The sequence below is a fragment of the Paracoccus sp. MKU1 genome (assembly GCF_001447385.1).
In the GTDB taxonomy this organism is placed as follows: domain Bacteria; phylum Pseudomonadota; class Alphaproteobacteria; order Rhodobacterales; family Rhodobacteraceae; genus Paracoccus.
Window position 1 is genome coordinate 1 of sequence record NZ_LLWQ01000120.1, and the last position, 22,409, is coordinate 22,409.

The 22,409-nt window shown below is 68.0% G+C and carries 22 protein-coding genes, 2 tRNA genes and 1 pseudogene; 8 read left to right on the forward strand and 17 right to left on the reverse strand.

The features are described 5' to 3' along the window. A pseudogene (locus AQY21_RS29170) lies at nt 1-464 on the reverse strand (hypothetical protein); the annotation flags it as partial. 756 nt (nt 465-1,220) lie between these two features. Here AQY21_RS29170 and AQY21_RS07615 point away from each other — a divergent pair. After that, the gene (locus tag AQY21_RS07615; RefSeq protein WP_058097115.1) at nt 1,221-1,784 is read left to right on the forward strand and encodes a response regulator transcription factor; all 564 of its coding nucleotides are present in this window, start codon (nt 1,221-1,223) and stop codon (nt 1,782-1,784) included. Continuing rightward, nucleotides 1,781-2,302 (forward strand): hypothetical protein, encoded by a 522-nt coding sequence (locus tag AQY21_RS07620; RefSeq protein WP_238986715.1) that lies wholly within the window; start codon nt 1,781-1,783, stop codon nt 2,300-2,302. Before AQY21_RS07615 ends, AQY21_RS07620 begins: the two co-directional genes overlap by 4 nt. 162 nt (nt 2,303-2,464) lie before the next feature. Here AQY21_RS07620 and AQY21_RS07625 read toward each other — a convergent pair whose 3' ends face one another. Genes AQY21_RS07625 through AQY21_RS07640 form a run of 4 tightly spaced genes read right to left on the reverse strand, consistent with a single transcriptional unit; the run spans nt 2,465 to nt 5,892 of the window. Then, nucleotides 2,465-3,184, reverse strand: a complete 720-nt coding sequence (locus AQY21_RS07625; RefSeq protein WP_082658030.1) for a sulfate/molybdate ABC transporter ATP-binding protein — start codon at nt 3,182-3,184, stop codon at nt 2,465-2,467. Nucleotides 3,185-3,200: 16 nt separating this feature from the next. Continuing rightward, complete coding sequence (cysW, locus tag AQY21_RS07630) at nt 3,201-4,088, reverse strand: sulfate ABC transporter permease subunit CysW (RefSeq protein WP_058097117.1); 888 nt, start codon at nt 4,086-4,088, stop codon at nt 3,201-3,203. Beyond that, nucleotides 4,081-4,920 (reverse strand): sulfate ABC transporter permease subunit CysT, encoded by an 840-nt coding sequence (cysT, locus tag AQY21_RS07635; protein ID WP_058097118.1) that lies wholly within the window; start codon nt 4,918-4,920, stop codon nt 4,081-4,083. The genes cysW and cysT overlap by 8 nt, the downstream gene beginning before the upstream one ends. Nucleotides 4,921-4,923: 3 nt before the next feature. Next, complete coding sequence (locus tag AQY21_RS07640; RefSeq protein WP_238986718.1) at nt 4,924-5,892, reverse strand: sulfate ABC transporter substrate-binding protein; 969 nt, start codon at nt 5,890-5,892, stop codon at nt 4,924-4,926. A gap of 608 nt (nt 5,893-6,500) precedes the next feature. Between AQY21_RS07640 and AQY21_RS07645 the strand changes: the two genes are divergently transcribed. The 5 genes from AQY21_RS07645 to AQY21_RS07665 all read left to right on the forward strand — a co-directional run bounded on the left by AQY21_RS07645 (nt 6,501) and on the right by AQY21_RS07665 (nt 13,348). After that, a complete protein-coding gene (locus AQY21_RS07645; protein WP_058097120.1) occupies nt 6,501-7,799 on the forward strand; it encodes an HlyD family secretion protein in 1,299 nt (432 codons plus the stop codon). Next, entirely contained in the window at nt 7,789-9,969 is a 2,181-nt protein-coding gene (locus AQY21_RS07650) for a peptidase domain-containing ABC transporter (RefSeq protein ID WP_058097121.1), read from the forward strand. The genes AQY21_RS07645 and AQY21_RS07650 overlap by 11 nt, the downstream gene beginning before the upstream one ends. 148 nt (nt 9,970-10,117) lie before the next feature. Next, a complete protein-coding gene (locus tag AQY21_RS07655) occupies nt 10,118-10,315 on the forward strand; it encodes a hypothetical protein (protein WP_058097122.1) in 198 nt (65 codons plus the stop codon). Between the two features lie 47 nt (nt 10,316-10,362). Further along, a complete protein-coding gene (locus tag AQY21_RS07660; protein ID WP_058097123.1) occupies nt 10,363-11,604 on the forward strand; it encodes a radical SAM protein in 1,242 nt (413 codons plus the stop codon). A gap of 76 nt (nt 11,605-11,680) precedes the next feature. Then, nucleotides 11,681-13,348, forward strand: coding sequence for a hybrid sensor histidine kinase/response regulator (locus AQY21_RS07665; RefSeq protein ID WP_238986716.1), 1,668 nt, complete (start codon nt 11,681-11,683; stop codon nt 13,346-13,348). Here AQY21_RS07665 and AQY21_RS07670 read toward each other — a convergent pair. The 3 genes from AQY21_RS07670 to AQY21_RS07680 form a co-directional block, all read right to left on the reverse strand. Then, on the reverse strand, nt 13,345-13,965 hold the full coding sequence (locus tag AQY21_RS07670; protein ID WP_058097125.1) for a response regulator transcription factor: 621 nt from the start codon (nt 13,963-13,965) through the stop codon (nt 13,345-13,347). The genes AQY21_RS07665 and AQY21_RS07670 overlap by 4 nt on opposite strands. 108 nt (nt 13,966-14,073) lie before the next feature. Further along, nucleotides 14,074-14,988, reverse strand: coding sequence for a DMT family transporter (locus tag AQY21_RS07675; RefSeq protein WP_082658026.1), 915 nt, complete (start codon nt 14,986-14,988; stop codon nt 14,074-14,076). A 39-nt stretch (nt 14,989-15,027) separates the two neighbouring features. Continuing rightward, nucleotides 15,028-15,624: a LysE/ArgO family amino acid transporter gene (locus AQY21_RS07680; RefSeq protein WP_058097167.1), complete on the reverse strand. Its 597-nt coding sequence runs from the start codon at nt 15,622-15,624 to the stop codon at nt 15,028-15,030. A gap of 81 nt (nt 15,625-15,705) precedes the next feature. On the opposite strand from AQY21_RS07680, the gene AQY21_RS07685 reads away from it, so the two are divergent. After that, a complete protein-coding gene (locus AQY21_RS07685; RefSeq protein ID WP_058097127.1) occupies nt 15,706-16,575 on the forward strand; it encodes a LysR family transcriptional regulator ArgP in 870 nt (289 codons plus the stop codon). Between the two features lie 39 nt (nt 16,576-16,614). On the opposite strand, the gene AQY21_RS07690 is transcribed toward AQY21_RS07685, so the two are convergent. The 9 genes from AQY21_RS07690 to AQY21_RS07730 form a co-directional block, all read right to left on the reverse strand. After that, nucleotides 16,615-17,355: a YebC/PmpR family DNA-binding transcriptional regulator gene (locus tag AQY21_RS07690; RefSeq protein ID WP_058097128.1), complete on the reverse strand. Its 741-nt coding sequence runs from the start codon at nt 17,353-17,355 to the stop codon at nt 16,615-16,617. Nucleotides 17,356-17,419: 64 nt separating this feature from the next. After that, a complete protein-coding gene (locus AQY21_RS07695) occupies nt 17,420-17,695 on the reverse strand; it encodes a ribbon-helix-helix domain-containing protein (RefSeq protein WP_082658027.1) in 276 nt (91 codons plus the stop codon). Further along, the gene (locus AQY21_RS07700; RefSeq protein ID WP_058097129.1) at nt 17,682-17,891 is read right to left on the reverse strand and encodes a DUF4169 family protein; all 210 of its coding nucleotides are present in this window, start codon (nt 17,889-17,891) and stop codon (nt 17,682-17,684) included. Before AQY21_RS07700 ends, AQY21_RS07695 begins: the two co-directional genes overlap by 14 nt. 2 nt (nt 17,892-17,893) lie before the next feature. Next, on the reverse strand, nt 17,894-19,291 hold the full coding sequence (gene fumC / locus AQY21_RS07705) for a class II fumarate hydratase (RefSeq protein ID WP_058097130.1): 1,398 nt from the start codon (nt 19,289-19,291) through the stop codon (nt 17,894-17,896). A 92-nt stretch (nt 19,292-19,383) separates the two neighbouring features. Continuing rightward, a complete protein-coding gene (locus AQY21_RS07710) occupies nt 19,384-19,848 on the reverse strand; it encodes an SspB family protein (protein WP_058097131.1) in 465 nt (154 codons plus the stop codon). A 166-nt stretch (nt 19,849-20,014) separates the two neighbouring features. Beyond that, nucleotides 20,015-20,091, reverse strand: a tRNA-Asp gene (locus AQY21_RS07715). Nucleotides 20,092-20,119: 28 nt separating this feature from the next. Continuing rightward, nucleotides 20,120-20,196 (reverse strand) — tRNA-Asp (locus tag AQY21_RS07720). A gap of 142 nt (nt 20,197-20,338) precedes the next feature. After that, nucleotides 20,339-21,127 (reverse strand): PRC-barrel domain-containing protein, encoded by a 789-nt coding sequence (locus tag AQY21_RS07725; RefSeq protein ID WP_058097132.1) that lies wholly within the window; start codon nt 21,125-21,127, stop codon nt 20,339-20,341. Between the two features lie 157 nt (nt 21,128-21,284). Beyond that, the gene (locus AQY21_RS07730) at nt 21,285-22,388 is read right to left on the reverse strand and encodes an anhydro-N-acetylmuramic acid kinase (RefSeq protein ID WP_058097133.1); all 1,104 of its coding nucleotides are present in this window, start codon (nt 22,386-22,388) and stop codon (nt 21,285-21,287) included. Nucleotides 22,389-22,409: the final 21 nt, after the last annotated feature.

Here is a 22,409-nt window from a genome sequence, read left to right on the forward strand (position 1 = left end):
ACATTGGTCTCGACATCGGTGTTGTTATAGGCCGTGTTCACGGCCTTGTTGAAGGCGTCGTTGGTCGCATCATTGCGCGCGTCATTGTTCGCGTCGTTATGCGCATCGTTGCTGGCGTCGTTGTCGGCCTTGTTCTTGGCCGCATTGCCAGCCAGGTTGCCGGCCGCATTGGCGGCGGCGTTATAGGCATGCGTCTCGGATGCGCTGCTGTTCGAGTTCGCATTGGCATTCGCGTTGTCGTTCGCGTTGCTCTGGCTTTGGTGCTGGCCCTGTCCCTGATCCTGGCCCTGGTCTTGGCCTTGATCCTGACCCTGGTCCTGACCCTGGGCCTGCTTGTTCAGCTGCCCCTGGCCTTGCCCCTGGCCCTGGCCTTGCCCCTGGCCCTGACCTTGGCCCTGCTCTTGCTCCTGGTCCTGATTGTCGATCGGCCAGGCGAATAGATTCATGTTACGGCTGCCAGCCATCGTCGTTACCTCCTGTCAGAGGCGGGTGAAATGCGGCCAGATCATTCACAAGCACGCTTGCCCGCCCGGTTCCGGTGGATGAAGGCAAGCCGGGGCCGCTCGCCGGGCTAGCGCCCACCGTCGCGACGGCACGACCGTCCTCGTCTTGCTGCTGATCGCGGATGACCGCACGCCACCTCGGGCGGCACCCGTTCGGCCGGCGCGGGACTGCCCGAGACCGACCTTCAGGAAGGCTACGCCCGGGTCACCGATTCGGCCTAGCTGCACGAAGAGGCTAGGTCTGGGCAGTCCGAATTCAGGGGGATTCCGCCTCGGGGCTGTAGCCAGGCGGCCCCGGCCGCTCCGGAGATCCCCCAAAAGGATTAATCCCTTCCGTCAGGGAAACCGGCGCCGCTCCCGCCGCTCCGGCGCCCAAGGGGCAGGCCCGGTCACGGTTCTCTACCCTAGATGGTGCGAGCCGGTAATATTACAACTAAGCCACGGTGATTCTTGAACTTATCTTGCTCTCTCGCCTTTCAGGCTCGGCGAAATTTTGCTAGGCTGAGCCCGATCGATCGGTTTGGGAGGACCGATCGGGACGAGGGGGAAGTCCATACGCAAGAAGGTAGCAATGACATGAACATGGCATTTTGCGATGGCGTATCACATGAGATTCATACGTTGTCAGACCGGCCCGCACGCGGAACGGCAGAGGTTCTCTTTGTCGGTACGCAGTGCAATTTTTCGCATAGCCTGATCTCGGTAACCAGTCAGGAGTTGGGACATATCACCGTCGCCGCTGCGCCGTCCTTCGACGATTTCCGCAGCCTGTCCGAATTGACCAATGAAAGGCCGACGCTGCTGGTTCTGGACGAACCGACCATGCGCGGCCTGACAAAAGAGGATCGCGCCTATCTGCTGGAACTGACCGATGTGGCGCTGGCCGTTGCCTTCTGCACCGGCGCCTTCGGCCGCGCCTGCTATGACGATGAGGAACTGCGGCAGCGCGGGATCAGCATCGTGCCGCTGAATATCCGGCTCGACGTCTGGCTTTCCGTCATCAAGCTGGTCGCGCATGGCGGCAATTACATCTTCCCCGAGATCATTTCGCCGGCCGGGATCGCGATACCCCCTCCCCTGGTCCCGGACGAGCTTGGCCTGACCCAGCGGCAACAAGACGTGCTGCGCCTGGTCGCCGATGGCCAGTCGAACAAGCGGATCGCGTCGACGCTGGGTCTGTCGGTCCATACGGTCAAGCTGCATCTTCGCAATGCCAGCCTGCGCCTGGGGGCCCATAACCGCACCGAGGCGGCGATGCGCTATCGCGCCTTGCGGTCGTGACCGACCCGCCGCCGATATCGGGGGCCGCCGCGCTCGAACCCGACCTGGATGCGGTACTGCTGCGCGTGGGGCGTCTGAACTATGCCTGGAGCAACACGGAAAGCCTGCTGATCCACATGCTCGCCGGGCTGACCGGAATGGACAAGGGGGCCGCCGTGGTGGTCTTCCTGTCGGTCTCCTCGACTCGCGGCCGGATCGAGATGGTCGAGCGTCTCGCGAAACTGCGCCTGCCGGCCGGGCAGGAGCAACAGGAACTGCTGGAGCTGACGGCCCGTTTCGCCAAGCTGTCCGCCGTCCGGCACCGCTACAATCACAGCATCTGGTCCTTTCAGGAGGATGGCTCGGTCTCGACCATCCTGATGCGGATCGCCGACCGGCGCGACCGCATCCATATGGGCCGGAAGCAAACCCTCGGCAGCGACGAAATGCAGCGGCTGGATCAGGACCTTGACATGCTGTCCCAGCTCAACCGCAATATCTGGCGTTTCCTGCTGCAATACGGCTATCCGGTCGAGTGAAAGAGGCCGGCAATCCATGCCGGCCTTCCGATCCGCCCGGAATCCGACCTGACAACCCCGAGCCCGAAGGCTGCGGACGGTCGTTGCGTTCCCGGCCCCCGGCGCAGCGGCCGTGGGCCCGGGAGGCGTCCTCGTCCCCCATCCCCATATGACGGCGGCGGCTCAGACCTCGATGAACTCGCGCACGAAGGGCGTCGCCGGCCGGGCACGGATGTCCTGCGGGCGGCCGACCTGCTCGATCCGGCCCATGGACATCACCACCACCAGGTCCGCGAGCTCCATCGCCTCGTCCTGGTCATGGGTGACGAAGACCGTGGTCAGGCCGGTGGTGTCATGGATCTCGCGCAGGCCCTGGCGCAGCTCCTTGCGCACCCGGGCATCGAGCGCGCCGAAAGGCTCGTCCAGCAGCAGCATGCGGGGCTCGATGGCCAGCGCCCGGGCCAGGGCCACGCGCTGGCGCTGGCCGCCCGACAGCTGGCTGGGGAAGCGCTTGGCGATCTGCGGCAGCTGGATCAGCTCCAGCAGCTTTGTCACCCGGCGCTCGATCTCGGCCTGCGGCGGGCGGGTGCGGCGCGGGCGGGCGCGCAGCCCATAGGCGATGTTCTCGAACACGGTCATGTGCCGGAACAGCGCATAGCTCTGGAACACGAAACCGGCGCGGCGTTCCTGCACGGAAAGCCCCGTCGCGTCCTGCCCGTCGAACAGCACCCGGCCCGAGGTCGGGAATTCCAGCCCGCCCAGGATGCGCAGCAGCGTGGTCTTGCCCGAGCCGGACGGCCCCAGCAGCGCCACCAGCGCCCCCGAGGGGATGGCCAGGCTGACCGGGTGCAGCGCGGTGGTCGACCCGAAACTCTTGGCGATTTCGTCGATTTCGATATGCATGATGGACCTCGATTGTTCAGTGCCGGCGGCCGGCGGCCAGCTGGTCGGCATGGCGCCATTCCAGCACGGTCTTCAGCGTCAGCGTCAGCAGCCCGAGCAGGGCCAGCACCCCGGCCAGGCTGAAGGCGGCGACCGAGAGATATTCGTTGTAGAGCATCTCGATGGTGATCGGCATGGTGGCGGTCTGGCCACGGATCTTGCCCGAGACCACGGCCACGGCGCCGAACTCTCCCATGGCCCGGGCGTTGCACAGCAGCACGCCATAAAGCAGCGCCCATTTGATGTTGGGCAGCGTCACGGTCAGGAAGGCGCGCCAGCCCGAGGCGCCCAGCGTCAGCGCCGCCTCCTCCTCGGCCCGGCCCTGCTCGATCATCACCGGGATCAGCTCGCGCGCGACGAAGGGAAAGGTGACGAAGATCGAGGCCAGCACGATCCCCGGCAGGGCGAAGATGATCGGGAAGCCGCTGACGACCAACCAGCCGCCGATCAGGCTGTTGGTGCCGAACAGGAGCACCAGCGCCAGGCCCGCCACCACCGGCGAGATGGAAAAAGGCAGGTCGATCAGCGTGATCAGGAAAGCCTTGCCGCGGAAGTCGAACTTGGTGATCGTCCAGGCGGCGGCGATGCCGAAGACGGCATTCACCGGCACCGAGATCGCCGCGACGATCAGCGTCAGCCGGATGGCCGAGGTCGCCTCGGGCCGGGCCAACGAGGCGAGCGCCTGGCCGGCGCCCCGAGCCAGCGCCTCGGCAAAGACCACCACAAGCGGCGCGAGCACCAGGATGGCGAGCCCGCCCAGCGCCAGGGCGATCAGGACCAGCCGGGTGAGCCGGCTTTCCTCGGTCACCGGGCGCCATTTCGCGGGTTTTTCGGCCGCGGCTGCGTTCAGCGTGCTGTCAAACATGGCCGATCCTCCGCCGGCTCCAGATCTGGATCAGGTTGATCGCCAGCAGCATGCTGAAGGAAATCAGCAGCATGGCGATACCGATGGCCGCCGCGCCGTCATAGTCGAACTCCTCGAGCTTGATGACGATCAGCAAGGGCGCGATCTCGGTTTTCAGCGGCAGGTTGCCGGCGATGAAGATGACCGAGCCGTATTCGCCGACCGCGCGCGCCAGCGACAGCGCAAAGCCGGTCAGCGCCGCCGGCAGCAGCATGGGCAGGATCACCCGGCGCAGGGTGTAGAACCGCCCTGCCCCCAGGGTGGCCGAGGCCTCCTCCACCTCCTGCTCGATCTCGGCGATCACCGGCTGCACGGTGCGGGTGACGAAGGGCAGGCCGACGAAGATCAGCGCGATCAGGATGCCCCATTGCGTATAGGCGATCTTGCCGCCCAGATCCCGAACGATGCTGCCGAAGACGCCGTTCGGCGCGTAAAGCGCGGTCAGCGCGATGCCCGCCACCGCCGTCGGCAGGGCGAAGGGCAGATCGACCAGCGCATCGACCAGCCGCCGGCCCGGAAAGTCATAGCGCGCCAGCACCCAGGCCAGCAGCGTGCCAAAGACCAGGTTGAACAGCGCGGCCAGAAAGGCCAGCCGGAAGGACAGATACAGCGCCGCCCAGACCCGCGGGGTGTTGATGGCAGTCCAGACCGCCTCGGGGCCATAGCTGATGCCGCGCGCCAGCAGCGCGCCGACCGGCAGGATGACGATCAGCGACAGCATGGCCAAGGTGATGCCCATGCCGAGCCCGAAGCCCGGCATGGGAGATTTCTGCAAGCGGAATGCCAGCGCCATCGGTCATTGCCCCGAATAGATCTGGTCGAACGTGCCGCCGTCGCCGAAATGCTCGGGCTGGGCCTGTTTCCAGCCGCCGAAATCGGCGATGGTCACCAGATCGAGTTGCGGAAAGCGCGCCACGTCCTCGGGATTGGCGGCGCTGTCGTCCCAGGCGCGATAATAGTGCTTGTAGGCCAGCGCCTGGCCTTCCGGCGAATAGAGGAAGGCCAGATAGGCATCGGCCAGCGCCTTCTGCTCGTCATCGGCGATGTTCTTGTCCACGATGGCGACCGGGGGCTCGGCCAGGATCGAGACCGAGGGCACGACGATGTCGAACCGATCCTCGCCCAGCTCGTTCAGCGCCAGATAGGCCTCGTTCTCCCAGGCCAGCAGCACGTCGCCGATCTCGCGCTGGGTGAAGGTGGTGGTCGAACCGCGCGCGCCGCTGTCAAGCACCGGGACATGCTTGAACAGCTCGCCCACGAAGGCCTTGGGGTCCTGGCCGTTCTTCTGCGCCCAGGCCCAAGCGGCGAGATAGTTCCAGCGCGCCCCGCCGCTGGTCTTGGGGTTCGGGGTGATCACCTCGACGCCTTCCTTGACCAGGTCGCCCCAGTCCTGGATGCCCTTGGGATTGCCCTCGCGCACCAGGAAGACGATGGTCGAGGTATAGGGTGAGCTGTTATGCGGCAAGCGCGACTGCCAGTCCTCGGGCAAAAGGCCGCGGGACGCGATCTGGTCGATATCCGAGGCCAGCGCCAGCGTCACCACCTGCGCCTTGAGCCCGTCGATCACCGAGCGCGCCTGCGCGCCCGAGCCGCCATGCGAGGTCTCGATGGTCGGCGCCTTGTGGCCCTCGGCCTGCCATTTCGCAGCGAAGGCGGCGTTGACCTCGCGGTAAAGCTCGCGCGTCGGGTCGTAGCTGACATTCAGCAGGGTGTTGTCGGCATGGGCCTGACCAGCCAGGCCAAGACCGGCCACGGTCACCATCATCGCCACGGCGCGCCGCATCGAGAAGCCCAGGCAGCGGTCCCAGAATCCGGGATTCAGCGGATAGCCGGTCATGCGCTTGGTGCCGTCCTCGACCGTGACGCGACCGTCGAGATGGCGGCGAATCACCCGGCCATGGGCCAGCTGGCTGTCGGTCACGCGAATGCTGCGGATCATGATGCCTTGTCCTCCTTACTCTGCCTTGAGGGACTCTTCCCATATCCATAATTACGACAGAGTTTATCGTTTATTTCAAGAGAAAGACGTGTTCACCCATCGTTTTTTATATTATTGTTTGTCAATGGCTTGAGAAGCTCCTGCGATCTACGGCCGTTCGTCCGCATGACTCGGCCACCGAAAACCTTGCCGGTTTGGGTCGGCGGCAGGGCCTTGCGAAGCGTGACCGATGTCCCGCTTTGCACCCGGCGGCATGCAGCATTCCGGCATGCCCGGAGCAACGGCGCCAACGGCCGCACATGCGGGACGAATGCGCCCCCGGGGGACGGAATCGCGGACCGCTTGCCGGGCGCGCTCCTCGACGCGCATCGATGGGGCGCAATAGCACATCCGTGCTAGAAGCGGCCGCCCCCGGCCGACGCTAGACTGGGCGCATGAACGAGCAGACGCCCTTCTTCCGCCGCGAGGTCGAGGCGGCCCGCCGATCCGACTGGCTGGGCCGGCCGATGCTGGTGAACGGGCCTTCCGCCGGGGCGGTGGCGCTGTTTTCGGCCGTTTTCGTGATCGCGGCGCTCTGCTTCGTCATCTTCGGGGACTATACCCGGCGAGTGCGTGCCTCGGGGGTGATCCTGCCGGCCGGCGGGCTGACGCGGCTGGTCGCGCCGCAGCCCGGCTGGGTCAGCGAACTGGCCGTGAACGAGGGCGACCGCGTGCGTCGCGGACAGATGCTTTACGCGCTGGACATCGACACCGCGACCGCGCGCGGCAATACGCAGGACGCGGTGACGGATATCCTGGAACGCAAGCGGACCGAATTGCACCGCGCGCTGGCGGCGCAGCGGGAATTCGACCAGGCCGCCCGCCAGCGGTTGCAGGACCAGCTGGCCAGCCTTGGGCGCGAACTGCCGCAGCTGCGCGCCCAGATCCAGACGGCCGAGGATTTCGCCGGCCAGCTTGAGGATTTCGCCGAGCGCCAGCGCCGCAACCTCGACCGCGGCATGGGGCTGGCGAGCGATTACGAATCGCGCCTGCAAGCCTTGCAGGCGCAGCGCGCCGAACTGGCCCGGCTGCGGCGCGAAGAGGTGCAGCTGGCCGGCCAGCGCGACGCCCTGACCAGCGAGCTTGCCGGCTTCGACCCCGAGGCCGAGGCGCGGCTGGCGGCGCTGCAAGCCCAGCTTCTGGACGTCGAACAGCAGCTTTCCGAGGCCGAGGCCCGCCGCGCCTTGCGCATCACCGCGCCGCGCGACGGCATGGTGACGGCGATCATCACCCGCGCCGGGCAGACCGTGGCAGAGGGCACGCCGCTGCTGACCATCGTGCCGGACGACCAGCCGCTGGTTGCGCAGCTGGTGGCGCCCGGCGGCTCGGTCGGGTTCCTGCGCGAGGGGGCGGACGTGCTGCTGCGCTATCCGGCCTTTCCCTATCAGAAATTCGGACAATATCCGGGACGGATCAGCGTGATCTCACGCGCGAACCTGCGCGGCGACGAGGTCGCCGACCTGGCCCCCGCCGCCGATCCCGACAAGGGGCCCAGCCTGTTTCGCGTCACCGTCGCGCCCGACCGGCCCTTCGTCATGGCCTATGGCAAGCCCGAGCCCCTGCAGGCCGGCATGCAGGTCGAGGCGCATCTGCTGCTGGACAGCCGCCCGATCTGGCAATGGATCCTGGAACCGCTGTTCGGCCTGAAGGGCGCCTTTGCCCAGGCCGCGCCGGAGCATGCGCATGAGCCGTGAGCTGCTGTCCCGCCTGTCGTCGCGCATCACCAGCCGGACGCCGGTGATCCTTCAGGGCGAGGCGGCGGAATGCGGCCTAGCCTGCATGGCGATGATCGCCGGGCATCACGGCCACCGGCTGGACCTGCCGGCGATCCGCCGCCGCATCGCGCTGGCGATGGGCGGCGCGACGCTGAAGGATCTGGTGCAACTGGGCGGCCGGCTGGGGCTGGCCACGCGGGCGCTGCGGCTGGGCATGGACGACCTGCGCCGGCTGCGCCTGCCCTGCATCCTGCATTGGAACCGCCGGCATTTCGTGGTGCTGACCCGGGTGACGGGGCGCCATGCCCATATCCACGACCCCGCCATCGGCCTGCGCCGGCTGCCGCTGGACGAGGTCTCGGCCGCCTTCACCGGCATCGCGCTGGAGGCCTGGCCGACGGGCGAGTTCCGGCGCTGCGACGAACGCGCCCGCATCCGCCTGACCGATCTGGTGCTGCGCACCGCCGGCATCGGCCGGGCGGCGGTGCGGGTGCTGGCGATCTCGGCGTTGATCGAACTGGTGACCATCGCGCTGCCCATCGGCTTCCAGCTGGTGCTGGACGAGGTGATCGTGGCGGCCGACCGTGACCTCTTGACGCTGATCGCCATCGCGCTGGCCATGCTGCTGGTCTTGCAGGTCGGCGCCAACCTGGCGCGGACCTGGATCGCCATGCTGGTCGGCTCCAGCCTGATCCTGCAATGGCGGGTGGCGCTGTTCGACCGGCTGATGCGTCTGCCGCTGGGCTTTTTCGAGAAACGCCATGTCGGCGACATCGTCTCGCGGTTTTCCTCGGTGGACAGCGTGCAGCAGGTGCTGACCACCAATGCCATCCAGTCGCTGCTGGACGGGGTCATGTCGGTGCTGCTGGTGGCGATGATGTGGCTATACGGCGGCTGGCTGGCCGCCGTCGCGCTGGCCGGCACGCTGGCCTATGCGCTGTTCCGGCTGGCCTCGTATCGCGCCTTCCGCCGCATGTGCGAAGAAGGGATCATCCACGCGGCCCAGGAAAGCACGCATTTCATGGAATCGGTGCGCGGCATCGCCAGCGTCAAGGTGCTGGGCCTGGAACCGCGGCGGCGCGGCACCTGGATCAATCATCTGGTCGAGCGCATCAACGCCGAATTGCGCGTGCAGCGGCTGGAGACCTGGTATCAGGCCGCCGGGGGCTTGCTGTTCGGGCTGGACCGGGTGCTGATCATCTGGCTGGGCGTGCGGGCGGTGATCGAGGGGCCGCTGTCGGTCGGCATGTTCGTGGCCTTCCTGGCCTACAAGGACCAGTTCGCCACCCGCATCGTCGCGCTGATCGACACCGGGCTGCAATTCCGCATGCTGTCGCTGCATGGCGAGCGGATCTCGGACATCGCGCTGGCCGAGCCGGAGGAGCCGGACGAAAGGCACGCCCTGCCCGCGCCCCCCGTCGCGGCCGGCGGCGCTGCGGCGCTGGAAGTGCGCGACCTCAGCTATCGTTATGCCGAGACCGAGCCGATGCTGCTGCGCGAGCTGAACCTGACCGTGGCGCGGGGGGAATGCCTGGGCATCGCCGGACCCTCGGGCGTGGGCAAGACGACGCTGCTGAAACTGCTCTCGGGGCTGGCCGCGCCCTTGCAGGGGCAGATCCTGATCGACGGCGTTCCGGTGGGCAGCATGGGGCTGGCGGCCTATCGCGCCCGCATCGGCTGCGTGTTGCAGGACGACCGGCTGTTCGCCGGCTCGATCCGCGACAACATCGCCGGCTTCGACAGCGCCGTGCCGCAGGACTGGCTGCACGAATGCGCCCGCATGGCTGCGATCCACGACGACATCATGGCGCTGCCCATGGGCTATGAGACGCTGGTCGGCGACATGGGCAGCACGCTGTCGGGCGGGCAGAGGCAGCGGGTGGTGCTGGCGCGCGCGCTGTGCCGGCGGCCGGCGGTGCTGTTCCTGGACGAGGCGACCAGCCATCTCGACAGCGCCAACGAACAGGCGATCAATGCCGCGGTCAGGCGCCTGCCGATGACGCGGATCATCGTGGCGCATCGCGACACGACGCTGGCGACGGCCGACCGGGTGCTGCGGCTGGACGGCTCGGGCGGGCTGGTCGCGGTGCCGCATGGCCCGCGCCTGCCGCTGCGCAGCGCCGATGCGCCGGTTTCGGCCGAGGGCTGAGCGACTAGTGCATCTGTGCTAATGGCCAGGCCGGGGGGCGCCTGCCAGTCTGATCCTTGGGCCGAAGGCTGCACGACACCGCCGCCTTCGTCCGGCGAACCGCCGGGAAAGTCCCGGCCAGACCCAGCCAAGGAGAGAGGAGACCCACATGAGCCTTCGCAAAACCCTCGCCAATCGCGTGTCCCGGCAGAACGACCAGCCCGATGCGCCGCCGGCCGACCTGCAATTCCTGACCGATGACGAGATGGCCCTCGTTGCGGGCGGGCAGGTCTGCTTCGGCCGCTCCGAGTTCCTGCGCGGCAACGGCCATTCCAAGACCACGACCACGGGCGAATGCCAGCAATGATCTGAACCGCGCCCGGCCGGCATGAACGTCACCAAGGAGGATCGTCGATGGAAAGCCGCGAAGCGAAATCTCTGGACCTGATCGTCAAGGTGGCCGAGCGCTGCAACATTGCCTGCACCTATTGCTATTTCTTTTTCGGCGGCGATGAGAGTCACAAGTTCCATCCGCCCTATGTCAACGAGGACACCGCCGCCGAAATCGAAGCCTTCCTGGACCGCATCACCGCCGACGGCGCGGTCGAGAACCTGATGATCTATTTCCACGGCGGCGAACCGATGATGGCCCCCAAGCCGGTGATCGCCCGCATCGCCCGCGCCGCGCGCCGCCTGTCCGAAAGCGGCCGGGTGGCCGAGCTGGGCCTGTCGATGCAGACCAACGGCATGCTGGTCAACGACGCCTGGATCCGCTTTTGCGCGGATCTGGGGATCGGGGTCGGCGTCAGCCTGGACGGCGACGAGGCCGCGAACGACCGCTTTCGCATCGACAAGAAGGGGCGCGGCACCTATCACCGCGCGGTGCAGGGCTTTCGCCGCCTCGCGGGCGAGAACGGGGCCGGCATCGACCTGCATCCCGGCCTGCTCAGCGTGATCGACCCCGAGGGCGACGGCGGCCAGCGCCTGGAGCATTTCTCGGGCGAGATCGGCGCGCAGCGGATGAACTTCCTGCATCCCGACGGCGGCCACGACCAGGGCATTGCGCCGGCGCAGGTGGCGGGGGTCGAGAGTTTCATGATCGGCGTGTTCCGCGCCTGGGTGCGACGGCGCGACAGCGGGCTGCGCGTGCGCTTCATCAAGGATCTGCTCGACACCCTGCTCAGCGACGAGGGGGCCCGCACCTGCACGGATTCGGCGCGCCGGCTGTCGCGCATCCTGACGATTTCCTCGAACGGGATGCTGGGCGCCGAGGATACCGCGCGCACGCTCGACGCGCGTTTCCGCGACATCGGCCATGTGCGCGATTTCGACAGCGTGGCGCAGATCTTCGCCACGCCGGCGCTGCTCGAGATGCAGCAGGCCGCCGCCACGCCGCCGGCAGCCTGCGCCGCCTGCCCCTGGTGGGGCACCTGCCGGGGCGGCACCTTCACCAACCGCTATTCGGCGCAAAACGGCTTCGACAATCCCAGCGTCTATTGCAACGCGCTCCAGGCGTTCTTCGAAGAGGTCGCCGCCTGGCTGGTGCGCGGCGGCATCCCGCTCGAGGATATCGAGCGGCGGCTGATCCTGGCCGGCTCGGCCTCCGAGGCGGTTCTGGACACCCCCCGGGCCGAGCCGGAACCCCTGCGGGCCTGACCAGCGCATTGCCCTTGCACCGCAGGGGCGACTAGGCTGGATGTCGTGAACGATGGCGGGGGCAAGGCGAATGGGGATGCTGACGGCTGCACGCCTGCGCCGCGCCATATCCGGCACCCGCCGGCCCGACAGCAGCTATGACGCCGAGGCCGGGCAGTCGCTGGTCCGGGTGGTGCTGACCGTCGTGGTCGCGGCCTATGCCATGATCGGCAACCTGCTGGAACTGGTGGACGAAACCGCCGATCTGGTCTTTCAGATCTACATGCCGGTCTTCATGACCGTCACCTGCCTGCTGTTCGCCGCGATCCGCCTGTGGCCCGGCGTCTATCACTGGCGCCGGATCTTCTGCATGGTGCTGGACTTCGGCACGCTGACGCTGCTGATGACGCTGGGCGGGCCGTTCATGGCGCCGATGGCCTCGCTGCTGCTTTGGGTGACTGTCGGCTTCGGCATGCGCTACGGCACGCGCTATCTGGTCGGCGCGACCGTCGCGGCGCTGGTCAGCCTGATGCTGATCGCCGTCTTCAGCCCGTTCTGGCGCGCCCAGCCCTATCTGGTGGCGACCTTCGTGCTGACCTCGCTGATCGTGCCGTTCTATGCCAACCTGCTGCTGGCCGACACGCGCGAGGCCTATCGCTCGGCCGATGCGGCCAACCTGGCCAAGTCGCGCTTTCTGGCCCAGGCCAGCCACGACCTGCGCCAGCCGATCCACGCCATCAGCCTGTTCACCAATTGCCTGCGCGAGGCGGGACTGGCCCCGTCCGAGCGGCAGATGGTCGAGAATATCGAGCATTCGCTGCAAAGCGTCCGGCGCATGTTCCGGTCGCTTCTGGACATCGCGACGCTGGACAGCGGCGGCGTCGTGCCGCGCATGCAGGCGGTGCCGCTGGGCGCGATCCTGCGCGACGTCGTCACCCAGCACCAGGAGGCCGCCCGCCGCGCCGGGGTCGAGCTGCGGCTGGTCGAAACCGGGCTGACGGTGGAAAGCGATCCGGGCCTGCTGACGGTGATGCTGCAAAACCTGGTCTCGAACGCGGTGAAATATGCGCCCGGGGCCCGGGTGCTGATCGGCTGCCGCAGGCGCGGGCCCGGAATCGACGTGCTGGTGATCGACCGCGGCATCGGCGTCGCACCCGAGCACCAGCCGCATCTGTTCGAGGAGTTCTATCGCGTCCAGCCGCCCGGCCGCGATGTCGAGGGCGTGGGGCTGGGCCTTGCCATCGTGCAGCGCATGGCCCAGCTGATCAGCGCGGGGGTCGAGCTGCGCTCGGTCCCCGGACGCGGGACCACGGTGGCGCTGACCGGGCTGTGCGTGACCGAACCGCCGCCCGCGCCGTCCCGACCCGACGGCCGCCCGCGCAGCAACCCGCCGCAAAGCCTGCTGCAAGGGCTGCGCGTCCTGCTGATCGAGGACGATCCGGCGGTGCTCCTGTCCACGCAGATGCTGATGGAACGCTGGGGCTGCACGGTCCACGCCCATCAGCAGCCGCCCGAACAGGTGCCGCCCTGCGACATGATCGTCGCCGATTTCGACCTGAACGGCCCGCTGACCGGCGGCGACGCCATCGCCATCGCCCGCGCCGCCCTTGGCGCGCCGATCCCCGCCATCGTCATCACCGCCCATGACGAGGCCCGCGTGCGCGAACGGTTGGGCGACCCCGGCCTGCCGATCCTGCCCAAGCCCATGCGCCCGGCCGAGCTGCGGGCGCTGATGCTGTCGCTGCGGCTGGCGCGCGGCGGCTAAAGCACCCCCTGCGCCGCCCGTGCCGCCGCGGCCGCCCGCGTCGGCACCTCCAGGACGCGCAGTATGGCCGAGACATGGATGCGCACGGTGAAGGGCGAGATGTCCAGCGCGCGCGCGATCTCCTTGTTCGAGGCACCGCGGGCGATCAGCCGCAGCACTTCCTTTTGCCGCGGGCTCAGCGCCTCGATCCCATCGTCGGGCGCGGCCGGCAGCGGGCCGCCGCTGCTTTGCCGGATCACCACCTCGCCCTCGCGGATCAGCCGGATGGCCTGGGCCACGTCCTCGGGGGTGACGGCCTTGCCGATGAAGCCGTCGGCGCCGGCCTGCATGACGCGGGCCACCGTGCGGTCGTCATCGACCATCGAGATCACGATGATCGTCGCGCGCGGATAGCCGCGGCGCAGGGCGGCGATGCCGTGCTCGGGGTCGAAGCCGGGAAACAACAGATCCAGCAGAAAGGCCGCAGGCGCCTCGCCCGCCGTGGCCAGGGCCTCGACCTCGGCGAAACTGGCGGCCTCGGACAACTCGGCCCCCGGCACGACCCGGGCCACGATGCGCCGCAACCCGTCCCGAAACACCGGGTGGTCGTCCGCAAGGATGATGCGTTCCGCCGTCACGTCCTGTCGTCTCCGCCTGTCATCGGATCAGCGGGCGGCGATCCCGCCGCCCCGTCCCAGGCCAACGTGGCAGGCCGGACGCGCGTTCCCCCGTCCCGGCAAGCCGGCCTAGCTTTCGCGGGTCGCCCCCACCGGCGGCGTGATCGTTCTGCGTCTCAGCTTCGCCTCGCGCCAGGTGATGTAGCTGATGGCGCCGATCATGATGGCACCGCCCACCAGCACCCACAGATCGACCGGCTCGGCAAAAATCACCGCGCCCAGCAGGCTGGCCCAGATCAGTTGCAGGAAGGTGACCGGCTGCGTCACCGTCAGCGGCGCCGCAGCAAAGGCCCGCGTCATGGCGTAATGGCCGGCGGTAGCGAAGAATGCCGTACAGGCCAGCACCGCATATTGCCCCGGCGTCGGCGGCACCCAGACCAGGGCCGCGACCGGCGCCAGCCCGATGCAGACGGTCAGCGACATCATCGCCACCACCACCGTGGCCGGCACCAGTTCCGACAGCCGCTTCGCCACCAGATAGGACAGGCCGAAGATCACCGAGGCGCCAAGCTGCGCGACATGCCCCGGCTCCAGCACCCGGATGCCCGGGCGCAGCACGATCATCGCCCCCGCCAGCGCCACGGCGATGGCCAGGGCCCGCCGCCACGAGATCCGCTCGCCCATCAGCAGCGTCGCGCCCAGCGTGACCACGATCGGGTTGAGAAAGCCGATGGCGGTGACCTCGGCCACGGTGATGCGCGCCATGGCATAGAACCACAGGATCACCGCCAGCACATGCAGCCCGCCGCGCAGCGCGAACAGCGCCCAGATGCGCGGCGCGAACCCCCGCCGCAAGGCCGGCGCCAGCGCCGGGACCAGGAACAGCAGGCCGAAGGCGAAACGGATAAAGGCGCCCTCGGCCGCCGGCAGCGCCTGGCCCAACCAGCGCACCGTGCCGTTGACCCCGACAAAGCACAACCCGGCCGCCAGCATCCACAGGATGCCCGGAAGGTCGCTGCGCGTGATATGGCCTGCCCTGCTCATCCGCCCAGCCATGCCCCGCCCGCACCGGCAGCGCAAGGCTCAGCCGTTCAGCACCAGCCCCAGCGCGATCGACCACATCACCAGCCCGACCAGCCCGTCCAGCACCCGCCAGGCCCCGGGCCGCGCGAAAACCGGCGACAGCCAGCGCGCGCCGTAACCCAGCGCAAAGAAGAACAGCACCGAGCCCGAGACCGCACCGGCGACGAAGCCCGGCTTGTCCTCCCACCCCGCCGAGATCGAGCCGATCAGCACCACCGTATCCAGCCAGACATGCGGGTTGAGCCAGGTCAGCGCCGCCAGCACCGCCAGCGTCGCGCCAAGCCCGGTCGTCCCCTGCCCGGCCCGCAAGGCTTCGCCGCCGCGCCAGGCGGCGCGAAAGGCCCGCGCGCCATAGGCCAGCAGAAAGACCGCGCCGCCCCAGCGCATCGCCTCCAGGAACCAGGGGGCGCGGGCGGCAAGGGCGCCGGCGCCCAGCACCCCCGCCGTGATCAGCACCGCATCCGACAGGGCGCAAAAGGCGCAGGTTGCCAGCACATGCCGGCGCATCAGCCCCTGCTTCAGCACGAAGGCGTTCTGCGCCCCGATGGCGACGATCAGCGACAGGGCGGTGCCAAGGCCGGCGAAATAGGCGTGCATGCGGCTCTCCTTTGCGCCCTCTTGCCCGCCGGCCGGCATTCAGGCAAATTCAAAATCATTACGCTGATTAAGACTGCCTTAATGCTCGACTACGCCGCCCTTGCCGCCCTGTCCGAAATCATCCGCCGCGGCAGCTTCGAGGCGGCGGCCGCGGCGCTCGGCGTCACCCCTTCGGCGGTGTCGCAACGCATCAAGGGGCTGGAGGAGCGGCTGGGCCAGGTTCTGATCCATCGCGGCCCGCCCGCCAGCGGAACCGCAACGGGACTGCGGCTGATGCAGCATCTCGACCAGGTGCGGCTGCTGGAAGGCACGCTCGCCGCCAGCCTGCGCCCCTCGGGCGGGCCGGCGGTGCTGCGGCTGGCGGTCAATGCCGACAGCCTGGCGACCTGGTTCCCGCCGGTGATGACGGCGTTGCCGGTGCTCTATGACCTGGTGCTGGACGACCAGGACCATGCGCGCGACTGGCTGCGCCAGGGCCAGGTCTCCGCGGCGATCAGCTCGGACCCCGACCCGGTGCCGGGCTGCGATGCGCTGCCGCTTGGCGCCATGCGCTATCAGGCGCTGGCCACGCCGGATTTCCTCGCCCGGCATTTCCCGGACGGCGTGACCGAGGCCAGCCTGCGTGCCGCCCCGGCGGTCATCTTCAACGCCAAGGACGCGCTGCAATCCCGCTGGGCGCAAAAGGCCACCGGCAAGCGCCTGCACCTGCCGGGCCACCGGATCCCGGCCTCGGAACCCTTTGCCCGCGCGGTCGCACTCGGCATCGGCTGGGGCATGATCCCCGAGAGCATGGCCGCAGCGGCCCTGCGCCAAGGCCGCCTGCAACCGCTGGTCCCCGACCTGCCGCTGGACGTGGCGCTGCATTGGCATGTGCAGCGCGCCATGGCCCCCGCCCTCGCCCCGCTGACGGCCGCCATAAGAAAAAGGGCCGCAGCAGAACTGCGGCCCTGATTTCTCTGTTGTCCAAATACCCCCGCCGGAGGCAAAAGATCAAAGCTGCGCCGCCACATCCTCGGGAATGTCGAAATTCCCGGTGACGTTCTGCACGTCGTCGTCCTCTTCCAGCGCATCGATCAGCTTCATCAGCCGCGTGGCCGTCTCCAGGTCGATCTCGGTCGGCGCCTGCGGCTTCCAGATCAGCTTGGCATGCTCGGATTCGCCCAAGGACGCCTCCAGCGCATTCGACACCTCGGCCAGGTCGGTATCCGAAGTATAGATCCAGTGCCCGTCCTCGTCGCTTTCGACATCCTCGGCCCCGGCCTCGATCGCGGCCATCATCACCGTGTCGGCATCGCCCGCCTCGGGCTTGTAGAGGATCTCGCCTTTGCGGTCGAACATGAAGCTGACCGAGCCGGTCTGGCCCAGGTCGCCGCCGTATTTGGTGAAATAGCTGCGCACGTTGGACGCCGTGCGGTTGCGGTTGTCGGTCATCGCCTCGACGATGATGGCGATGCCGTTCGGGCCATAGCCCTCGTAACGGATCTCGTCATAGTTCTCGGCGTCGCCACCCTGCGATTTCTTGATGGCGCGGTCGATCACGTCCTTCGGCATCGAGTTCGACTTGGCTTCCTTCACCGCAAGGCGAAGCCGCGGGTTCTTTTCGGGGTCAGGGTCGCCCATCTTGGCGGCGACGGTGATTTCTTTGGCCAGTTTCGAAAACAGCTTCGAGCGCAGCTTGTCCTGCTTGCCCTTGCGATGCTGGATATTGGCCCATTTGGAATGGCCTGCCATGGTATTTCCCGGAATTTGGATATGTGCTGCGGCTTTTAGTCAGCCAGGGCCGGGGCCGCAAGCTTTACGCCCGATTCTTGACGATCTCGGCCAGCACATACAGCCGCAAGGCGGTGGCCAGCCCCACCTCGGGCGGGCGGGCGGCGTCGATCTCGGCGATCAGCGCCGCGGCGGTGCGGCCCCCGGCGCGGGCCAGCTCGCGCAGCTCGCGCCAGAACGCATCCTCGAGGCTGACCGAGGTGCGATGCCCGCCGATGGTGACCGAGCGCTTGATGGGCGCCGACATCGGCGGCAGAGCCAGGGGCAAAGGCCCCGCGGCAGGTGGATCATTCGTCGCCATTCTCGGGATCCTCGCGGCGGTGCTGGTCCAGATGGCGGGCGGCACGCGCGGCGGCGTCCTTCTCGGCGAGCTTCTGGGATTTGTTGCGGCCGAACTTCGCCGCATTCTCGTCGCCCTGCTTGCGGGCGGCATCGCGGGCGGCGGATTTGCGCGCCGCCCGCAGGTTCACGACCTTGTCTGAACCAGACCCGGCCAAGATCAGTCTTCCGGGCCGATCATCTGCTCGGGGCGGACGATGCTGTCGAAGGTCTCGCCATCAACGAAGCCGAGCGCGATCGCCTCCTCGCGCAGCGTGGTGCCGTTCTTGTGCGCAGTCTTGGCCACCTTGGTCGCATTGTCATAGCCGATGGTCGGCGCCAGGGCCGTCACCAGCATCAGCGATTCCTTCATCAGTTTCTCGATGCGCGGGATGTTCGCCTGGGTGCCGACCACCATGTTGTCGGTGAAGGACCCCGCCGCGTCGCCCAGAAGCTGCATGGATTGCAGCACGTTGTAGCTCATCATCGGGTTGTAGACGTTCAGCTCGAAATGGCCCTGCGACCCGGCGAAGCCGATGGCGGCGTCATTGCCCATGACATGGGCGCAAACCATGGTCAGCGCCTCGGCCTGGGTCGGGTTCACCTTGCCCGGCATGATCGACGAGCCCGGCTCGTTCTCCGGCAGGATCAGCTCGCCCAGACCCGAGCGCGGGCCCGAGCCCAGCAGCCGCATGTCGTTGGCGATCTTGAACAGCGCAGCCGCAACGGTCTTCAGCGCGCCCGAGAAGAACACCATCGCGTCATGCGCGGCCAGCGCCTCGAACTTGTTCGGCGCGGTGACGAAGGGCAGGCCGGTGATCTCGGCGATCTTGGCGGCGATGGCCGTGTCCCAGCCCTTCTTGGTGTTCAGGCCGGTGCCGACGGCGGTGCCGCCCTGCGCGAGTTCATAGATGTCGCCGAGCGCCAGCTTCACCCGTTCGATGCCCTTGGCGACCTGATGCGCATAGCCGCCGAATTCCTGGCCCAGCGTCAGCGGCGTCGCGTCCTGGGTATGGGTGCGGCCGATCTTGATGATGTCCTTGAACTCTTCCGACTTCGCGACCAGCGCCTTGTGCAGCTTTTCCAGCCCCGGCAGCAGCACGTCGCGCGCCTGCATGGCGATGGCGACATGCATGGCGGTCGGGAAGGTGTCGTTCGAGCTTTGGCCCATGTTCACATGGTCGTTCGGATGAACCGGCTTCTTCGAGCCCATCTCGCCGCCCAGGATCTCGATGGCGCGGTTCGAGATCACCTCGTTGGCGTTCATGTTCGACTGGGTGCCCGAGCCGGTCTGCCAGACCACCAGCGGGAAGTTGTCGTCGAACTTGCCGGCGACGACTTCCGCGGCCGCCTGCACCATGGCCTTGCCGATCTCCGGGTCCAGCTTGCCCGTGGCCATGTTCACCTCGGCCGCGGCCTGCTTGATCGCGCCCAGGGCGCGGATGATCGGCACCGGCTGCTTCTCCCAGCCGATCGGGAAGTTCTGGATCGAGCGCTGAGTCTGGGCGCCCCAATATTTGTCGGCGGGCACCTCCAGCGGGCCGAAGCTGTCGGTTTCGGTGCGGGTGGTCTTGGTCATGGCATGCTCCCTCACGGTGTTGCGGGGGTTCTAGGCCCGATGGCGGGGATTCGCAATCGGCATGCCGTGGTATGCCATGCGCTAACAGTGGATCATTTGCGCCATTTATCCAGGCTGACCACCTCGGCACCGCCCTTGGGACTGTCCTCGCCCGGGCCCTCGGGCTCGGCCTCATCCTCGTCTTCGGGCTCGTCCTCGTCTTCCTCGTGGTTCTCGAAGCGCAGCCCGAACTCGACCGAAGGGTCCACGAAGGTGCGCAACGCGTCGAAGGGAATATAGAGCGGCTCGGGCGAATTGCCGAAATTCAGCGTGATGTGGAATCCCTCCGGCGTGACCGAGAGATTCTCGAACCAATGCTGGATGACGATGGTCATTTCCTCGGGATAGCGCTCGCGCAGCCAGTCGGCCATCTCGACATCCGAATCGCGTGTGTCGAAGGTGATGAAGAAATGATGCTCGCCCGGCAGCCCCTCTTTCGCCACCGTCTCCAGCACATCCGCGATCAGCCGCTGCATGGCCCGGTGCATCATTCCGCCGTAATCTATTCCGCGTGCCATGGCGTCCTCCGTCGTGTTGGGGGCCAGCATAGGGAATTGAGACGGCTTGAAAAGCCCCTAGCGCCGCTTGGAAGCACGACCGCCGGCCGGCGTCTTCGTTCCCCAAATACTCAAAAAGCCGCGCCGGAAGCGCGGCTGCGAAGCCATGGACAATCAAGGGGAAAGATGGCGCGGTTGACGGGGCTCGAACCCGCGACCCCCGGCGTGACAGGCCGGTACTCTAACCAACTGAGCTACAACCGCGCATCTTTTCGGCGATATATGGTGGTGGTGGCGCGGTTGACGGGGCTCGAACCCGCGACCCCCGGCGTGACAGGCCGGTACTCTAACCAACTGAGCTACAACCGCGCAGACCACTTCCCCCGGATCGCCGTCCGGGGTGCGAGGGGGTTTACGCATGGGGGCGGGTGGCGTCAAGGCCGATCTTGCGCAAAAAACGCCGGGGCGCCCCGAAAGGCGCCCCGCTCCGGTTCGGAAATGGCCCGAGTCCTTATTTCCGCACGGTCTTTTCGTCGAAGTCCGGCAGCGCTTCCAGCTCGGCCTTGGTGTAGTTGGTGGCAAAGAAGGTGTCGTTGCCGATGGTCACCAGATGGATCGCATCCACGCCCAGCAACACCTTCTTGGCGCCGATGCCCAGGAAGCCGCCGATATCGGCGACATAGCCGACGACCTGGCCCGAATCATCCAGCACGATGTCGTTCACCTTGGCGATGTCCTGCCATTCGGCCGGGCGCTCCTCGACCGCGGGATCGACCCATTCGGTGGTCGAGGGCTGGTTGGTGGTCCAGATCCGGCGGCTGGTCAGCCAGCTCGACAGCACGCCCGGCTCGGCCTCGGAGATCGCCGGCGGATTGACGTCGGGCGGCGTGACCGGCGCCTCAGCCGCCGCATCCGCAGCAGCATCGGCGGCGTCGCTTGCGGCATCGGCAGCATCCTCGGCCGCCTCGGGCACCGCATCGCCGGCGGGTGCATCCGGGGCCATTCCGGTTTCCGCGGCAGCCCCGGTCGCATCATTGGCGGCATCGCTGGCCGCGTCGGCGGCATCGGCCGCATCATCGGCGGCCTGGGCGGCGGCGTCGCCGGTTTCCTCGGCAGCCTGATCGGCGGCCTGTTCCGCCTGTTCGGCGGCCTGCTCGGCCTGATCGGCGGCGCTTTCGGCCGCGGTGGCGGCATCCTCGACCTGCTCGGCCGGCATCTCGGGCGGCGGGGTGGTTTCGGTCTGGGCAAAGACGGGGCTGGCCAGGGCCAAGGTGGTGGCGGCGATGACAAGAGGTTTCATGGACGATGTCCTTTCCGGTTGTCGTTGTTACGGACGGCGCAGAGCCGTCATATGTCCGCCCAACGCCCGCATTCGCGGCATCGTTCCCATGAAATGGTGCCGAAACAATCACAAGGCGGAAATCCGCTTGTGAACGTGACGCGGCTTTCGGCCGGCCTCAGCGCCGCGGCGGATGGCTGATCCGCCCGCCGCAGACCGGCCCCGGCGCCCCCGTGGTGCCGGGCCCCGAGGTCGGCAGGCCGCGCAGCACCCGCACCGCCAGCCAGCCGAAGGCCTGCGCCTCGAGCATGTCGCCGTCGAGCCCGGCCTCCTCGACCGGGGCGACCCGGACCGGCAGCCGCTGCGCCAGCGCCGCCATCATCGCGACATTGTGACGGCCGCCGCCGCAGACCAGGACCAGTTCCGGCGCCCGGTCCAAGACCGCCACCCCCGCCGCCACCGCCGCCGCCGCCGCATGGGTCAGCGTCGCCGCCGCATCGGCATCGGACAGCCCCGCGACCTCGGCCGCGAGCTCCGGAAACGCGTCACGATCCAGCGATTTCGGCACGGGCCGGGCGAAATGCGGATGGCGCAGGAAGCGGGCGATGACCCTCTCGTCCGGACGGCCCTGCATGGCGAGCCGCCCGCCCTCGTCCCGCGCCAGCCCGCGCCGGGCGCGCATCAGGTCGTTCACCGGCGCATTGGCCGGTCCGGTGTCAAAGGCGATGCAGGCCCCCGACGCCTCGGGCGCCCCGGCGCCCGGATCGACCCAGGTCAGGTTGCCCACCCCGCCCAGGTTCAGGAAGCCGACCGGGGCACGCGGCAGAAGCCCCTGCCCCATCGCCCATTCCGCGCAAGCCCAGTGAAAGAAAGGCGCCAGCGGCGCGCCCTCGCCGCCCAGCCGCACATCCTCGGACCGGAAATCCCACACCACCGGCCGGTCCAGCTTGCGCGCCAGCAACGCGCCGTCCCCGGCCTGATGCGTGCCGCGCCCCCCCGGATCGTGCGCCAGCGTCTGGCCGTGATAGCCGACCAGCTCCGCCTCGGGAAAACCCTCGGCCAGCGCGGCATGGGCGGCGACCGAAAGCTCGGCCGCCTCCGCCACGTCCGGCCCGTCCGGCCATTGCCCCAGCGCCGCATGCAGCAGCCCCGATTCATTGCCGGAATAGGCACGATAGGCGCTGCGGCCGAATCCGGCGATGCGCCGTCCGTCGGTCTCGATCATCGCCGCGTCCACCCCGTCCAGCGAGGTTCCCGACATCATCCCCAGCGCCCGGATCATCCTGCTTTCCCTTCGGCCTTT

Excerpts from the sequence above, each read along its gene's own strand:
- cysW (WP_058097117.1), bottom strand. The coding sequence starts at position 4,088 with ATGTTTGACAGCACGCTGAACGCAGCCGCGGCCGAAAAACCCGCGAAA.
- AQY21_RS07655 (WP_058097122.1), top strand. The coding sequence starts at position 10,118 with ATGAGCCTTCGCAAAACCCTCGCCAATCGCGTGTCCCGGCAGAACGAC.
- AQY21_RS07685 (WP_058097127.1), top strand. The coding sequence starts at position 15,706 with ATGCTCGACTACGCCGCCCTTGCCGCCCTGTCCGAAATCATCCGCCGC.
- cysT (WP_058097118.1), bottom strand. The coding sequence starts at position 4,920 with ATGGCGCTGGCATTCCGCTTGCAGAAATCTCCCATGCCGGGCTTCGGG.
- AQY21_RS07695 (WP_082658027.1), bottom strand. The coding sequence starts at position 17,695 with ATGGCGACGAATGATCCACCTGCCGCGGGGCCTTTGCCCCTGGCTCTG.
- AQY21_RS07680 (WP_058097167.1), bottom strand. The coding sequence starts at position 15,624 with ATGCACGCCTATTTCGCCGGCCTTGGCACCGCCCTGTCGCTGATCGTC.
- AQY21_RS07625 (WP_082658030.1), bottom strand. The coding sequence starts at position 3,184 with ATGCATATCGAAATCGACGAAATCGCCAAGAGTTTCGGGTCGACCACC.
- AQY21_RS07660 (WP_058097123.1), top strand. The coding sequence starts at position 10,363 with ATGGAAAGCCGCGAAGCGAAATCTCTGGACCTGATCGTCAAGGTGGCC.
- AQY21_RS07650 (WP_058097121.1), top strand. The coding sequence starts at position 7,789 with ATGAGCCGTGAGCTGCTGTCCCGCCTGTCGTCGCGCATCACCAGCCGG.
- AQY21_RS07725 (WP_058097132.1), bottom strand. The coding sequence starts at position 21,127 with ATGAAACCTCTTGTCATCGCCGCCACCACCTTGGCCCTGGCCAGCCCC.
- AQY21_RS07640 (WP_238986718.1), bottom strand. The coding sequence starts at position 5,892 with ATGATGGTGACCGTGGCCGGTCTTGGCCTGGCTGGTCAGGCCCATGCC.
- fumC (WP_058097130.1), bottom strand. The coding sequence starts at position 19,291 with ATGACCAAGACCACCCGCACCGAAACCGACAGCTTCGGCCCGCTGGAG.
- AQY21_RS07645 (WP_058097120.1), top strand. The coding sequence starts at position 6,501 with ATGAACGAGCAGACGCCCTTCTTCCGCCGCGAGGTCGAGGCGGCCCGC.
- AQY21_RS07665 (WP_238986716.1), top strand. The coding sequence starts at position 11,681 with ATGCTGACGGCTGCACGCCTGCGCCGCGCCATATCCGGCACCCGCCGG.
- AQY21_RS07675 (WP_082658026.1), bottom strand. The coding sequence starts at position 14,988 with ATGAGCAGGGCAGGCCATATCACGCGCAGCGACCTTCCGGGCATCCTG.
- AQY21_RS07730 (WP_058097133.1), bottom strand. The coding sequence starts at position 22,388 with ATGATCCGGGCGCTGGGGATGATGTCGGGAACCTCGCTGGACGGGGTG.
- AQY21_RS07710 (WP_058097131.1), bottom strand. The coding sequence starts at position 19,848 with ATGGCACGCGGAATAGATTACGGCGGAATGATGCACCGGGCCATGCAG.
- AQY21_RS07690 (WP_058097128.1), bottom strand. The coding sequence starts at position 17,355 with ATGGCAGGCCATTCCAAATGGGCCAATATCCAGCATCGCAAGGGCAAG.